This is a genomic window from Hirschia baltica ATCC 49814 (assembly GCF_000023785.1).
GTDB lineage: Bacteria > Pseudomonadota > Alphaproteobacteria > Caulobacterales > Hyphomonadaceae > Hirschia > Hirschia baltica.
The window spans coordinates 3,301,818-3,316,226 of the sequence record NC_012982.1 but is presented as its reverse complement, the minus strand read 5'-3'; the positions used below and the strand labels follow the sequence as shown (position 1 = coordinate 3,316,226).

At 45.2% G+C, this 14,409-nt stretch carries 14 protein-coding genes; 4 read left to right on the top strand and 10 right to left on the bottom strand.

Annotated elements, in window-relative coordinates; genetic code table 11:
- Positions 1-30: 30 nt before the first annotated feature.
- Entirely contained in the window at positions 31-489 is a 459-nt protein-coding gene (locus HBAL_RS15195) for an MmcB family DNA repair protein (RefSeq protein ID WP_233356702.1), read from the bottom strand.
- Between the two features lie 190 nt (positions 490-679).
- Here HBAL_RS15195 and HBAL_RS15190 point away from each other — a divergent pair, with 190 nt between their 5' ends.
- Positions 680-1,108 carry a metallopeptidase family protein gene (locus HBAL_RS15190; RefSeq protein ID WP_015828839.1) on the top strand — a complete coding sequence of 143 codons (429 nt, stop codon included), beginning with the start codon at positions 680-682 and terminating at the stop codon, positions 1,106-1,108.
- 7 nt (positions 1,109-1,115) lie between these two features.
- Here HBAL_RS15190 and HBAL_RS15185 read toward each other — a convergent pair whose 3' ends face one another.
- Complete coding sequence (locus HBAL_RS15185) at positions 1,116-1,730, bottom strand: TetR/AcrR family transcriptional regulator (RefSeq protein WP_015828838.1); 615 nt, start codon at positions 1,728-1,730, stop codon at positions 1,116-1,118.
- 244 nt (positions 1,731-1,974) lie between these two features.
- Here HBAL_RS15185 and HBAL_RS15180 point away from each other — a divergent pair, with 244 nt between their 5' ends.
- Positions 1,975-2,634: a carbonic anhydrase gene (locus tag HBAL_RS15180; RefSeq protein ID WP_015828837.1), complete on the top strand. Its 660-nt coding sequence runs from the start codon at positions 1,975-1,977 to the stop codon at positions 2,632-2,634.
- Between the two features lie 34 nt (positions 2,635-2,668).
- On the opposite strand, the gene HBAL_RS15175 is transcribed toward HBAL_RS15180, so the two are convergent.
- From HBAL_RS15175 to HBAL_RS15165, 3 genes are all read right to left on the bottom strand, one after another.
- The gene (locus HBAL_RS15175; protein ID WP_015828836.1) at positions 2,669-3,301 is read right to left on the bottom strand and encodes a LysE family translocator; all 633 of its coding nucleotides are present in this window, start codon (positions 3,299-3,301) and stop codon (positions 2,669-2,671) included.
- A gap of 77 nt (positions 3,302-3,378) precedes the next feature.
- Entirely contained in the window at positions 3,379-3,906 is a 528-nt protein-coding gene (gene ppa / locus HBAL_RS15170) for an inorganic diphosphatase (protein WP_015828835.1), read from the bottom strand.
- Positions 3,907-4,038: 132 nt separating this feature from the next.
- Positions 4,039-5,283 (bottom strand): argininosuccinate synthase, encoded by a 1,245-nt coding sequence (locus HBAL_RS15165; protein WP_015828834.1) that lies wholly within the window; start codon positions 5,281-5,283, stop codon positions 4,039-4,041.
- A 442-nt stretch (positions 5,284-5,725) separates the two neighbouring features.
- Between HBAL_RS15165 and HBAL_RS15155 the strand changes: the two genes are divergently transcribed.
- On the top strand, positions 5,726-6,310 hold the full coding sequence (locus HBAL_RS15155) for a rhodanese-like domain-containing protein (protein WP_015828833.1): 585 nt from the start codon (positions 5,726-5,728) through the stop codon (positions 6,308-6,310).
- Between the two features lie 29 nt (positions 6,311-6,339).
- Entirely contained in the window at positions 6,340-7,134 is a 795-nt protein-coding gene (locus HBAL_RS15150; protein WP_015828832.1) for a vWA domain-containing protein, read from the top strand.
- Positions 7,135-7,260: 126 nt separating this feature from the next.
- Here HBAL_RS15150 and purH read toward each other — a convergent pair whose 3' ends face one another.
- The 5 genes from purH to HBAL_RS15125 all read right to left on the bottom strand — a co-directional run bounded on the left by purH (position 7,261) and on the right by HBAL_RS15125 (position 14,320).
- The gene (purH, locus tag HBAL_RS15145; protein ID WP_015828831.1) at positions 7,261-8,880 is read right to left on the bottom strand and encodes a bifunctional phosphoribosylaminoimidazolecarboxamide formyltransferase/IMP cyclohydrolase; all 1,620 of its coding nucleotides are present in this window, start codon (positions 8,878-8,880) and stop codon (positions 7,261-7,263) included.
- Positions 8,881-9,089: 209 nt separating this feature from the next.
- Positions 9,090-11,102 (bottom strand): UDP-N-acetylglucosamine 4,6-dehydratase family protein, encoded by a 2,013-nt coding sequence (locus HBAL_RS15140; protein WP_015828830.1) that lies wholly within the window; start codon positions 11,100-11,102, stop codon positions 9,090-9,092.
- 44 nt (positions 11,103-11,146) lie between these two features.
- Positions 11,147-13,009, bottom strand: a complete 1,863-nt coding sequence (locus HBAL_RS15135; RefSeq protein ID WP_015828829.1) for a heparinase II/III family protein — start codon at positions 13,007-13,009, stop codon at positions 11,147-11,149.
- 31 nt (positions 13,010-13,040) lie between these two features.
- Positions 13,041-13,697: a ribulose-phosphate 3-epimerase gene (rpe, locus tag HBAL_RS15130; RefSeq protein WP_015828828.1), complete on the bottom strand. Its 657-nt coding sequence runs from the start codon at positions 13,695-13,697 to the stop codon at positions 13,041-13,043.
- 104 nt (positions 13,698-13,801) lie between these two features.
- Complete coding sequence (locus HBAL_RS15125; RefSeq protein WP_015828827.1) at positions 13,802-14,320, bottom strand: outer membrane lipoprotein; 519 nt, start codon at positions 14,318-14,320, stop codon at positions 13,802-13,804.
- Positions 14,321-14,409 lie beyond the last annotated feature (89 nt).

Genomic DNA, 14,409 nt, shown 5'->3' with positions numbered 1-14,409 from the left:
ATGAGGTTCTATTTAGTCCCTCAGCGATTATTATGCCATAGGAGGAGTCAAACTCTGGTAAAGACGTTTTGCAGCAAGTCTTGCAAATTTCAACGTAATTGATTTTCGACGTGGTCCAGATAGCTTTTTACGAGCAGCTTCACGGATAATGGCACCTCCAAATGCATCTGCAATAATAAAACCTGTCTCGTCGGGTAGGCGCTGCGTTGGAAAATCCTGATCAACAGCAAAGAGAAAATAGTCACAATAGTCTTCATATTCAGGCCATTTCTCGTCAGAGGAGAAATCAGCTAGGCATGACTTCACCTCAATGATGAGAATTTCCCCTTTATGGTTAATGGCCAGAATATCTGCGCGTCTATTATTGGGCAAATTCACTTCGATTAAACCGTTCCAACCAAGATCATGAAGTAGTTTTAAAGTGCCGCTGAAAATAGCATCCGCGCGTTGCGTATTTCGATTGACATTAGGGCTGATTTCTCGGGTCATAAATGATTCTGATTCGTTCAATGTTAGTTCTGAAATTAACGGAACATTAACCATGACGCATTTTGAGGTCGTTGCCGGAACGTTCCGTAAACAAATATACTTATAATCGCGCTTTGGTCGATCCCGATTTCTATTTTTATGGTGGTCGTATATAGGTTACAGCTGCCGCAAGTAAAAAGTGGAGTGATTAATGTCGACAGTTGAAGAGAGTTGGGGATGCGCCCCCCATGGCGACACACTTTTAAAAATCGCGGATAAAGTACTGTCTCAAATGCGACCATTCTTTCCAGATGGTGTTGGACAGATAAATATTTTCATTGATGAATTACCAGATGAAGAAACTTTAGAGGCTCTATATCTGGATGACCCCTATGCGTTGTATGGGGCTTATTCGGGGATGACATCTGCACTAGAGCTACACGAAATTGAAGCCGATGCTCGGATATGGATTTACAGATTGCCTATTTTAAAACACTGGGTTGAGGCTGCTGATATTGCTTTAGAAACACTCATCGCCAACGTCTTTCTCAAAGAAATAGCATCACATTATCGCTGGGAAGATGTGATGTTTGAACATGTGATGGTATCGGCAAATATTCCTCAGATAATGTTCGAATAAGGGCTGCTTAATCGTCTTTTTTCAAATTGTTGATAACGGCGTCTACTAATCTATCAACATAGTTTTCGGGTAGGGGCGCACGCATCGCAACAACACGCTGCCAAACAGGCCCGAGAAGACTTTCAATCACAAAATCTATATCCCAATCTCGGCGAATTAGGTTTTTATTTGTGTGTTCGGCTAGAACAAATCTAACAGGTTTTCGGTAAGTCTCTGCGATCCAATTTCGAAAAATTTCATTGGCTTCATCACTATCGGCCGCTGCCAATATCACACCACGCCATTTGTGCGCACCATCGCCTAATCTAATGTCATTGATTAAGGGGGACATGAGTGCGGATAGGCGTTCTTTTAATGTTGTATTTGGGTCAGTGGATTTGGGTGTATTTTCTAAAGCTGATTGAACCACAAGACAGGCAGGTGTTGGCCACCACCGATATATTGTTTGCTTGGAAGCTTTTGCATTTTTGGCAACTCGGTCAACACTAAAATTGCGCCAACCATTGCTCGCGAGTTCTTCCAATGCGGCTGTTTGAACAGCTAATCTGGAAGCTTCGCTGCGTTTAGGCCCAGCACGGCGGGCAGTGGTTGTTTTTTTGCTTTTCGCAGTTGATTCAACCATTTTGGGTTTGACCTTTAAATCACTGATTCTTCTCGTGACCACATCTTCCAAGATTTTACAGGCAAAGGGAAGACAACAAGGGGATTTAATACTATTTGAATGAATTGAAGTCTGATTTATTGCTTGCGGCTGGTTGATAGAGATCTTCAAATGGATTGATGTTAGCTATGGTCTAAACCATCATTGTCGTTGATATTCAGACAAAGTGTAATCCTGTTTTATTATTAAATGGAGAAAACGACACGTGTGTGCTGCCCGTACTGCTGAACAAGACCGTCTACTGACGGGATATCGTCGCTTCCGTAATGGTCGCTATCAAGAAACTTCGCAAATATATAAGGATCTTGGCAGCTATCAGGATCCAGACATCATGATCATTTCATGTGCTGATAGTCGGGCTGATCCTGCTTTGATTTTTGATGCGGTTCCGGGTGAGTTTTTTATCGTCCGCAATGTGGCAGCGCTTGTTCCTCCCTATGATGATAGACCGGGTGGATATCACGGTGTTTCTGCCGCAGTAGAATTTGCGGTGACTGCGCTTAAGGTCAAACAGATTCTTGTGATGGGACATGCTGGATGTGGTGGTGTCAAAGCATCATTGTCTGCAGCAAAAGATAAACCAGTAGGAACATTTATCGCGCCTTGGGTAGAGATTGCCAATGAAGCGCGTGATAAAGTTCTGGCATGCGAACACAATGATACACCAGAAAAACGCGAGCTAGCGCTTGAGCATGGTGTGGTTGGTCAATCTATTAAAAACCTTCAAACCTTCCCTTTCGTGACTAAAGCAATGGAGGAGGGAGAGCTCGTTCTTGAAGGCGCATGGTTCTCAATTGCAGAAGGGAAACTGCTTTGGAGAAACTGGAGCACAGGTGAATTCTTTGAAGTCGATGCAAACGCATAAACTCTTCACTGACAACACAGATATGAGCCACTAATTACACACTGGCTTGAGAGAAAAGCGTTATATATAGCGCAAAACCTGCAGAGCTAAGCATGAGTAGCGCGGCAATTCGACTAAACCATTTTACAAATTCTTTGCTTTGAAAATTGCGAGAAAGCCGCTCTGCCGCCATTGCGTAAACCCCAAGTCCGAATAATTCAGTAATCGTAACTGTTGCGATGATTATGATGATTTGGGGCAGCAATGGCTTTTCTGCGCTAATATATGCTGGAAGTAATCCCCCAAAGAAGACCAGCGCACTTGGGTTGGCTAACTGCAATCCTATGCCTTTGACGTAAAGAACACGTCTGCGTGGGATGACCCGCGCAGCAAGCGTCATCGTCTCGCTATTTCTGATCATGTCCCACGCCAACCAAACGATGAATGCAACACCGGCAAGTTTGAGTACCAGGAAAAAATCAGGGAAGGTTTTTGCCAGTGCAGCAGCACCTGATACGGCCAAAGCAACCCATACAAGATTGGCTGTGGATACACCAATGCCGGCGATCATAGCAGGTGAAAAACCGTATTTTAGGGATGAAGATGTCACAAGCATAACGGCTGGACCGGGAGTTAATCCGCCAGAGAAAAAGAGTGCGACAAGAGCAAGCCAAATAGTAAAATCCATGGCGACATAGCCGCCATGGATTTCAAATAGTTTCAATAGCTTTTTGGAAAAAAATTATCCGATTAGACTAAAAAATCTTATTTTTTTGCGCGTTCGATCGCTTGAGTGATCAATTCTTCTGCTTTTTCACGATCGCCCCAACCTTTAATCTTAACCCATTTACCTGGCTCAAGGTCTTTATAGTGGGTGAAGAAGTGCTCAATACGTTGAGGTGTGATCTCAGGAAGGTCAGTATAATTATCTACATTGTTGTAGAAAGCTGTCATTTTTTGATGAGGAACAGCGAGAATCTTTTCGTCTTCTCCGCCATCATCTTCCATCATTAAAACACCCACTGGACGCACGCGAAGTACACAACCAGGAATAAGCGCACGTTGACCGATACACATCACGTCAATTGGGTCACCATCCAATGATAATGTGTGCGGTATGAAACCATAATTACATGGGTAACGCATTGGTGTGTAGAGATAACGGTCTACAAACATTGCTCCAGAGTCTTTGTCGATTTCATACTTAATAGGCTCACCACCTAAAGGTACTTCGATAACGACGTTGACATCTTTGGGAGCGTCTTTTCCTAAACTTACTTTATTCAGATTCATGATCCGAAATCCCCTATTTGTTTATTGTGGTATGCCCACCTTAGCCTATCTTGTATCAATAAGGCTATTCGACGAAAGGGAATGCAAGCTTTATGCTAACATTCCCCTTCTAAAATATGTAAATTCCGGAGTTTAGAGGTTTCTACCTGCTTTTTTATCCCGAGATGCCAATAAACGTAGACGAAGTGCATTCAATTTGATGAAGCCTTCCGCATCTTTTTGGTCATAGGCACCTGCATCATCTTCAAATGTCACATGTGCTTCGGAATACAATGAGTATGGGCTTGTACGCGCTAACAAGTGCACATGGCCTTTATAAAGCTTCAAGCGAACTTCACCTGTCACCATGCCTTGAGATGCATCGATTGCAGCTTGTAGCATTTCGCGCTCTGGTGACCACCAGAAACCATTATAGATCAGCTCGGCATAGCGGGGCATTAGCTCGTCTTTAAGGTGGGCTGCACCGCGATCTAGTGTGATTTGCTCAATACCACGGTGAGCGGCGAGAAGGATTGTTCCACCCGGTGTTTCATAGATACCGCGAGATTTCATACCCACGAAACGATTTTCCAAAAGGTCTAAACGGCCAATACCATGTTTGCGACCAAGCTCGTTAAGTTTGGTTAGCAAGCTAGCTGGTGAAAGTGTTTCGCCATTGATGGACACAGCGTCACCGCGTTCAAAACCAACTGTGATTTCTTCTGGCGTGTCAGGTGCTTCTTCTGGAGAAACTGTGCGTTGGAACACAAATTCAGGTGCCACTTCGCCCGGGTCTTCCAAAGCTTTACCTTCTGAAGATGTGTGCAACATGTTTGCATCAACAGAGAAGGGGGCTTCACCGCGTTTATCCATTGGTACAGGGATGCCATGCTTTTCAGCAAATTCTAGAAGGTGCGTACGTGATTTAAATTCCCAGTCACGCCAAGGTGCAATCACGCGGATATCTGGGTTTAGTGCGTAATATCCAAGTTCGAAACGAACCTGATCATTACCTTTACCTGTTGCTCCGTGACAAACAGCATCAGCACCGACCATTTCAGCGATTTCGATTTGACGCTTAGAAATCAATGGGCGCGCAATTGATGTTCCAAGCAGGTAGACACCTTCGTAAACAGTGTTTGCGCGAAACATTGGGAAAACATAATCGCGTACAAAATCTTCACGCAGATCATCAATGAAGATGTTTTCTTCTTTGATACCAAGTTGAAGTGCTTTGTCGCGTGCAGGTCCAAGTTCTTCGCCTTGTCCAAGGTCAGCTGTAAATGTCACAACTTCACAACCAAATTCAGTCTGAAGCCATTTCAGAATAATCGAAGTATCGAGTCCTCCCGAATATGCGAGGACGACTTTTTTCGGCGGATTAGTGACAAGGGACATGAAAGGTCAAACCTTTTGAGTATGTGGATAACTATTCTTTGGCGGCACAATAACGATGCGTGCAGCTTCTGCAACAGCGCTCTTAAGCTCTGTTGCGGCGAGCGCAAGGTTTAATTGTATTTTGCTATGGCTTTCATATCGAAACGGTTCAAAAAATCCATCGCTTGAGGAAAATTTTGTGTGTTTGGGAAACTTATGCGTCGTCCTTGGTAATATTTTGCGCCTGATTTTATCTTATAAGAAGTAAGTCTCGAACGTAGTCTTTTATGCTGCTTTTCAAAATAAGGTATGTGGCAGGCGTCTAAATCAATCCAGCTTTTAGACCCATATAAGGCGAAAGAAACACAATCACACCCTGAACCCAGCCTTATTTTCTATTCACCCTGAATTCATGGAAATGCACAAGAGCGATTAGCAGAGGCTAGTTGAAGCGGGATACGTCATGGCGAAGAATAACATAAATCCAGAAGACAATATTCATTTGCGTAAGATGAAACCTGCACTGATATTTGCGGTTTTATCAGTTTGCGCCGCAATCGCCATGTTTGCTTTTGGCCATATGTCGGCCCAGACTTCGAATTCGCAACGCAAACCATCTGCGGTCGATTATCCTACCTTTCAGGCAATGACAGATGAAGCACGGTCACATCGAGAACAGCGCCTAATTACCCTTGAAAACTTTCTAGAAATGGGTGCTGTTAGCGATACGATTATTTTAGATACGCGTTCAAAATCAGCGTTTGAAGACGGGCATATCAAAGGCGCTGTTCATTTAAATTTTTCCGATTTCACGGATGATAAGCTTGCGGAAATTATTCCTGATTTTGATACGAGAATACTTATCTACTGCAATAATAATTTCAGTGATGATGTAGCACCTGTGCCCAAAAAGATGGTGTCACTCGCACTTAATATTCCCACATTTATCAATCTGTACGGATATGGCTACACCAATATCTACGAGCTAGGGGAAGAGATCTCTTTAGATGATTTGGGTGATAATTGGATAACAAAATCAAACCACTAACGACACAGTATACATGAGGAGGCGGACGAATGATTACGAATACAAAGACTTCAAAAACACTATTTCAAAAATGTGTTTCCGGTTTTCTAGCAATCACAGCGATTTCTCTTTCAGCTTGTGCAAATGCAGAGATTGCGCCGGATCCAGATATTTCAAGAATTGAGGGGGATTCACCCATGCATGCTTATATATTACTCGACCGGACTGGTTCTATGTCGTCCATTTGGGATGAAGCGCTAAATTCGGTCAACACATATGCTGTCTCTCTTGGAACCAAGCAAGCGGGAGAGAAGGGCGATGTTGATGCCGATGTGACGCTCGCTGTATTTGATGCTCAAGATGGCTTGCAGTTTGATGTTTTGCGCAAAGGTGCATCCGCAAAAGAATGGAATGAAGTTAGCAATGATGAAGCATCGCCGCGTGGTATGACACCGCTCTTTGATGCCATCGGACGTATTGTAAGCATTGCTGAAACGGATAAACCTGAAAAAGCTGTTCTTGTGATCATGACAGATGGTCAGGAAAATTCGAGCCGTGAAATCACCAAACATGGCGCGAAAGCGGCATTGGACCGTGTACGCGAAAAAGGCTGGGAAGTTGTTTTTCTAGGGGCTGAGTTTGCCAATTTTGGAGACGCAGAAGCTGTTGGTCAAAGCTATAATAAAAGCATGGCTGTATCTAAAGGTAAGTTGGGCCAGACCATGGACCGTCTTGCTCAGAAATCACGTAGCTACGCCAAAGGTGAAGAAGCTGAGATTGAGTTTGATGCAGAAGATCGCGCCATTGCCGACGAAGAAGATGTGAAACAACGCAAAGGTCAATAATGTCTTTGTAGAATTCAATCTCCACGTTGATATGCCTGGGTGGTAGGCCATTTGGCAATCAGTGGGACGGGCCAACGTCGAGATTGGAGCCCCACCTCTTCATAACAGAAGAGGTGGGGTTTTTATTTAGTGTTTGAAGTGGCGCATACCTGTGAACACCATTGCAACGCCTGCTGCATCCGCTGCGGCGATCACTTCATCATCACGTACAGATCCACCCGGTTGGATGAATGATGTTGCACCAGCTTCAATCGCTAGAAGCAGACCATCTGCAAATGGGATAAAGGCCTCAGAGGCCGCGGCACAACCCTTTGTGCGTGGCTCATCCCATCCAGCTGCTTTTGCAGCATCTTGTGCTTTGATAGAAGCAAGACGAGCTGAATCAACACGGCTTACAAGCCCCATCCCAAGACCGGCTGTTGAGTCATCTTTTGCATAAACCATACAATTAGATTTGACGTGTTTTGCAACGCGCCATGCAAACAGCATGTCTTTCATCTCTTGTTCTGTTGGTGCACGTTTCGTGACAACTTTCAGATCAGACATTTCGATACGACCCGTGTCGCGCTCTTGCACAAGCATACCACCCGCAATACTGCGATAGTTGAGAGAAGCCTCTTTGGGGTCAGGCAAAGCATCAGTTATCAATAGGCGTAGGTTTTTCTTTTTAGAGAAAATTTCAACCGCCTCATCGCTTGCTCCCGGCGCAATGACAACTTCGGTGAAGACTTGTGTAATCGCCTCGGCCGTTTGCGCATCCAATGCACAATTTAGCGCAACAATACCGCCAAATGCCGATACTGGATCACAAGCAAGCGCGGCTTTATAGGCATCTAAAGCCGTATTCCCAACAGCTACACCGCATGGATTTGCGTGTTTTATTATCGCCACAGCAGGACGATCAGCAGGATCAAATTCAGCTACTAATTCATAGGCTGAATCAGTGTCATTCAAATTGTTGAAGGAAAGTTCCTTACCTTGAATTTGTTTGGCCGACAGAACACCGGGGCGTCCTTCTGGTGTGGCATATACAGCCGCTTTTTGGTGCGGGTTTTCACCATAGCGTAGTTTTTGTTTTAATTGGCCACCAAAGGCACGAATGGATGGTGCTTCAATTTCTTCGTCATTTGTCAGTGCTTCAGCTTCAATTTGTGCAACATACCAGTTTGAAATGGCTGCATCATAGGCGGCTGTGCGTGCATATGTTTTAGCAGAAAGGGCACGACGTGTTTTTAGTGTCGTTGCGCCTGCATTGGCTTCCATATCCAGAATAACTTTATCAACATCGGAGCCATCCGTACAAACAGCGACGAAATCTACGTTTTTTGCAGCAGCGCGCAGCATTGCTGGACCGCCAATGTCTATGTTTTCGATGCAATCTTCAAATGGCTTGCCCGCAGCAACAGTCGCTTCAAACGGGTAGAGGTTCACATAGAGAAGGTCGATCGCGCCTATATTGTGCTCTTTGGCTGCTTGCACGTGTGTGTCCAGATCTCTGCGGTATAACAGGCCGCCATGGACAACAGGATGGAGTGTTTTAACGCGGCCATCCATCATTTCAGGAAAGTTTGTTAGGTCGGAAACATCTTTAACCGGAAGACCTGCATCTGCAATCGCCTTGGACGTTCCGCCTGTAGAAACAAGTTCTACACCCAATTCAACCAATTTTTTAGCACGCTCAATTAGGCCTGTTTTGTCAGATACAGATATAAGGGCGCGACGAATGGGAGAAAGGTTTGCAGTCATATTTGGCTCCGGCCATGATGCCCTGCATAGATTGGTGAAAAGCTAAAACCCTAATGGGAATGCTGCTTGAATAGCACCAGAATTTATCGACAGGACTATTTAATTACGTGATAATTGGGGGCGATAGCACGTTGTGTGCGAACGGCCAACCATGAGTTATCTTTGATAGATAAAAATGGCTTTAGATATGTGAGTAGGCAGGTTTGAAATTATTCAGATCGTGAACGCTTTGCTGCACGTAAAGGCAATACATTACTTTGCTTTTCTTTGAGATAGTCCACGTTTTCTGTGCGGATGTAATCCACCGGATTTTGGGGTAGGTTTGCCGGTTTTGAGATAGCCAATTGCGGTGCTAAATCGGCGAGCAGGTTGAGCGAAATATTACGTTCCCGATTGCGAGCTGCTTCTATCATTGCGTCAAGTGTTGGTAAAATTGTATCTAGATTTTGATAGGAAGATTGCGCAGATAAAACGCCATCAACACCTGTTTCAGAAACTTCTTCTTTGGGATAAAAAACCGTTTCAGCAAGTTTCTCACCGGGCCGTAGTCCTGTGAAAACGATCTCTATATCTTTACCAGGGCGGTAACCTTTCAAGCGGATCATGCGTTCGGCAAGCTCAACGATTGAAACAGGTGGTCCCATATCTAATACATAAAGAAATGCTTCTTTGTGGGGTGATTTGCTAGATAATGCAGAAGCTTGAAGAACAAGGGAAGATGCTTCTTCCACACTCATGAAATAACGAGTCATTTCCGCATCTGTGATTGTGACAGGGCCACCTTCTTTGATTTGTCGCTCGAATAGGGGAGCCACCGATCCCGCCGATCCCAATACATTTCCAAATCTGACGATTGCGAAATTTGTTGTTGCTGCTTGTGGGGCTAGCGCCTGAATGAATAATTCGGCGGCCCGTTTAGAAGCGCCCATGACGTTTGAGGGTTGTACCGCTTTGTCTGTTGAAATGAATACAAAGTTTTTGACACCAAATTCAGCTGCATATGTTGCTGCTAATCGTGCGCCTTCTACATTCGTTAGAATGGCTTCATTTGGGTTGGTTTCCATTAAAGGAACATGTTTTAGCGCTGCTGCATGAAGAACAATGTCAGGTTTTGCCTTTTTCATGGCTGTTCTTAAGCGATTTGCTTCTTTAACATCACCAAGTAGGGCGCGTCTTTGTACATTTGGGAAGTGTTTTCCCATATACATGTCTATTTCATACAAATTGTATTCAGAATTATCGTAAAGGGTTATCTCTGACGGGCCGTAGCTTGCACATTGGCGCACTAATTCAGAACCAATTGTACCACCAGCACCTGTTACGAAAACACGCGCACCAGAAATCAACTTACTAACATTGATGCGATCTAGATTTTTTTCTGGGCGGGTTAAAAGGTCGGTTGGAGAAATTTCATCATGATTGAATTCTCCATCAGCTCTCAGACGTTGAACGGTTGCTTTGAATTTGGCGGAAACTTCCAAGACGGTGTCCATTGTTTCTCGCTCGAGCGTGCCTCCGATCATCGCAATCCAAGGTGGGGTGCCATATCGGGTTGTCATTATCGACATGCTTTCCTGTAATTTGGAAAGGTCTCCTAATACTTGAATACCGCAAATGGCCCGTCCCGTGTGATCCCCACTGGTTTCAATGATTGCAAGTGGGCGAATGGGTAAACCTTCGCTTGAATTATCTAAATCCCTGAGAGTAGAAGAAATTTTAGATGCTGTTCCAATGAGAATTGCAGCAGGTTTCTTTTCGTTCGGCGCACGAAATGCAGCCATGAACTGTCCTGTTGCTCTTGCGCGCGATGCAAGGCGTCCAGCAATCATAATTGTAATTAGAATAGGGACTTCAATAAAAATACTAGACCTGAAAAATCCTTCTAATCTGTTTGTGAGAAACATGATTGGAAGAAATATAAGGTTTGCCAGTAGAGCAGCTTGCACGATACGCCGAAGATCACTCGCGCTCGTATGGCGCCATACTTGGCGGTAAACGCCGGTGAATGTAAGCGACGCAACCATCGCAACAGCAAGTTCAACGGTGTAAAGTGCAGTTACAACGGGGTTTGGGGTCGTCCCTTGAAGGGCATTTCTAATATATATTGCCGAAATCATGGCAACAAATGCCGCTATGACATCATAGCATGTGCAAATAATGATGGCACGCCATGCTTGGCGCTGTCCGATGGTAAAGGCCCGAATAATGTCTTTGCGGGTCAAAAACTATACTCTCTTATGCAGTAACACTATTGATATCAGAGAACTCAATCACTTGAGGTGCGACTCAGTGCCCAACGTAACCTGTTTGGCGCAGTAGTGCCATCTCCAATTGGATTAACTTTACAATAAACGACCAGTTGTGCAGCTGGGAGGCGCACACCGCCCGCCGTGTAAACAGTTTTTTCAACATGCACTGTCTGCTCCGCTCTAAGTTTCCAAGTAATTCCGGTGTCTCCGATAAGTAGAAACACAGAATGTGTGTCTTCACCCTGTTCTACAGAAATTTGAGGGTGAAGCTGGAAACGCAATGCGCATGGGACATCTTCTTCCGGTGGTGTAGAAATTTCAGCTAGGGGTCGGTAGACAGAGTCTTCACCGGTTATTCGCGTCCCGTTTTTAGCTAAAAATAATCTGCGTCTATGCACGAGGCCGTGGCTTTGTCTCCAGCCTGAATGTTGTCCTTCCAGAAGAAATTGATCACCTTCTTCTAATCGTCGAGCAGATACATTTGGCGGGCCCAAAAGCTCCATTAGCCCGGTTGTTTCATTCTGTTTGAATATTCCTGAATTTTGATTATCCAAAACAAGTGTAGAAGAAGCAGCTGTCTGGCGGGCTGCAAATTTCCATGCAGGGTCAAGGTCGGAATATGCCCCCATGGAAGTGATGATTCGATGTGGACCATCGCAAACATGGATAGATAAACAAGATGCACTTGCTATTTCAGTGTTCTCACCGGTTTGAGAAGATCCTGTATCCATATACAGAGTCAGATCACCTGCTTGAATGCGTTGAAATCCAGTTTGTTGTGCAAAAGCAAATTTGCCGCCGCCTTCACCAAAAGGCGCAAGCGCGGTTGTCGCAAGTCCGTCCCATCCGTCTGAACTGGAGTTGGCAACAAGAAGACCTCCATCACCAAGCTGAAGAAATTTGAGCATGTTCTGCATGCGCATTTGTGCTTTTGAGAGAAAGGCGGGAGCTTCCTTGCCCATTCGCAGGAGGAAATCCTCAACAATGTTCAAATCAATGAGTGTTTCAGCAAGCCGAGAAGGGCTTCGCGTAACATGACCACCATCTTTTAGAAGTTGAAGACCTATTTCTTTTTCAAGATTTTCTAATCCAAGTTCCAGATAGGATTCGCTTTCGGGTAAGCAGATACCAGCCAATGTAAGGGCTAATGCGCAGCGAAAACGGCCTCGTAGAGAGTGTACATTTTCATAGCTCAAAGACAGATGGCGTGCTTGTCTGGCAAGACAGTCCAAAAGATTGGCTCTTGTTTCACTCGATACTGGTGCAATGACGACTGGCGCAGCAGACAGCCAGTTAATCACGCGATCAGCAGTCACATTTACGCGCCACGCCGTATCGTCCCATTTGCCAAACGCCTTAGCCCAGCTCACCGTTAAGCTACGGGCCAGTTTCTCGCCTGCTTCACCATTAGCTAAAAGATCACGTAGCCAGTGGAAGCGATGAATACGGTCTGCAAAATTGACACTCGGGAAAGGAGGGCCCCAAGGCGCGCGCGCTTCGGGAACCTCCAACTTTTCAGTCCCAAACCGCCATTGACCATTGATGATATTTTCACCGCGTTTAGCGCGCGCTGGATGGCCTGTTTTGGGGCTACCTAGCAGCGCGTTAAATGTCGCTGGATTTAATCGCATCCGATACATTGGCGATGATTTTATGGGAAGTCCGTCTTCGCCCGTAAACTCGGTCCATTCCGCCGCATCTTTCATATCTGCATATTGGCTAGGAATAGCGCGTGGCTTGGGAGTTTCAGTTGAATCTGTCGTGTGTTCGCTCACCTGTTCAGACTCTAACTGATCAGGATTAGAATCTTCCGCTGTTGTCTCGCTTGACAGCGCGTCGTGCGTTTGCGGGTCTTCCGACTGTTCGTTTTCTGGTGACATGTGTCGCCGGACTCCAATAATTTTGGTGCGGTTAGCCTCTTAAAGCTGAAATAGCATTTGCGTAATTTGCCGGCCCTTTTTTGAACACCGCTGATCCTGCGACGAGTGCGTTTGCACCAGCATTGATAACTTTTGAACAATTATCAGGCGTTACACCGCCATCAACTTCTAAAATAGTTTTTGTGCCCAATGCGTCAATGCGGTTGCGTATGTCTTCGATTTTACGCAATTGGTTGTCTATGAATGATTGCCCACCAAATCCGGGATTAACACTCATAATTAGCACAAGATCTAGTTCTTCAAGAACGTAATCAAGAGCGTTTGCAGGTGTTGAAGGGTTAAGAGCAGCACCGGCTTTTTTGCCAAGCTTGTGTATGGCTTGCACCGTGCGATGAAAATGCGGTCCTGCTTCTGGGTGGGCTGTAATGAGATCAGCGCCAGCATTCGCAAAAGCTTCCAAATAAGCATCAACCGGTGAAATCATCAGGTGCACATCAAATGGTTTGTCTGAGTGCGGCCTAAGTGCTTTTACGACATCAGGGCCAATTGTTATATTTGGAACAAAATGGCCATCCATCACATCAATATGAATCATATCGGCACCAGCAGTGTCGATTGCACGAACCTCTTCGCCGAGCTTAGCAAAGTCGGCTGCGAGAATGGAAGGGGATATCAAAATTTCAGACATAAATTCCGCCTATCAGCACCAGACAAAGGGCGCAAGCTCCTTGTCTGGATTAGGTTGCATTTATTATGTCGTTGGGCCTAGGTGAAAGTCTACTAAAAATAGATTTAGTATCCGATATTGGCGTGTTGAGGCACGACGCGCGCACGATTTCCGTATTCAATAAAGATTGGCGTTCCATTTGGCAGCGCCACATCACCGCCCTGCGTGATAGAAATGATCTCGTCATTTTTATCTAGGCGGATTTTATATTCAAAACCCAGCTGCTTGCCCGCTGATTTGTTGATTTGCTGACCAGCGATAGCGCCTCCAACGGCTCCAACAACACCGGCGATTGCTTTTTCATCATCACCGCCGCCAACTTGGCTTCCGGCAATTCCACCAATGACCGCACCAGTCGCTGCGCCAAGAAGGCCGTTATTGGATGCCGATATCTGCACAGCGCGAGAGGCGACGATCACGCCTTCATCTACACGAGAAATACGCCCAACTTCATCGCGGGAATAATCATTGGCACCTTGACTAGACGCACACCCTGTAATGGCTAGCGCCGTACCTGCCACCAAAGCAAACATCATGTTTTTTGCTGGATTGGTTTGTTTTAGGTTTTTCATAGACAGTGTCATGGCGGGCTCCAAACATGAAACAAGAATGCAAATCATATCGTCCTGTTTTACGGCAGATATGAGGCAAGCTGACAGTTTTATCTAAACAA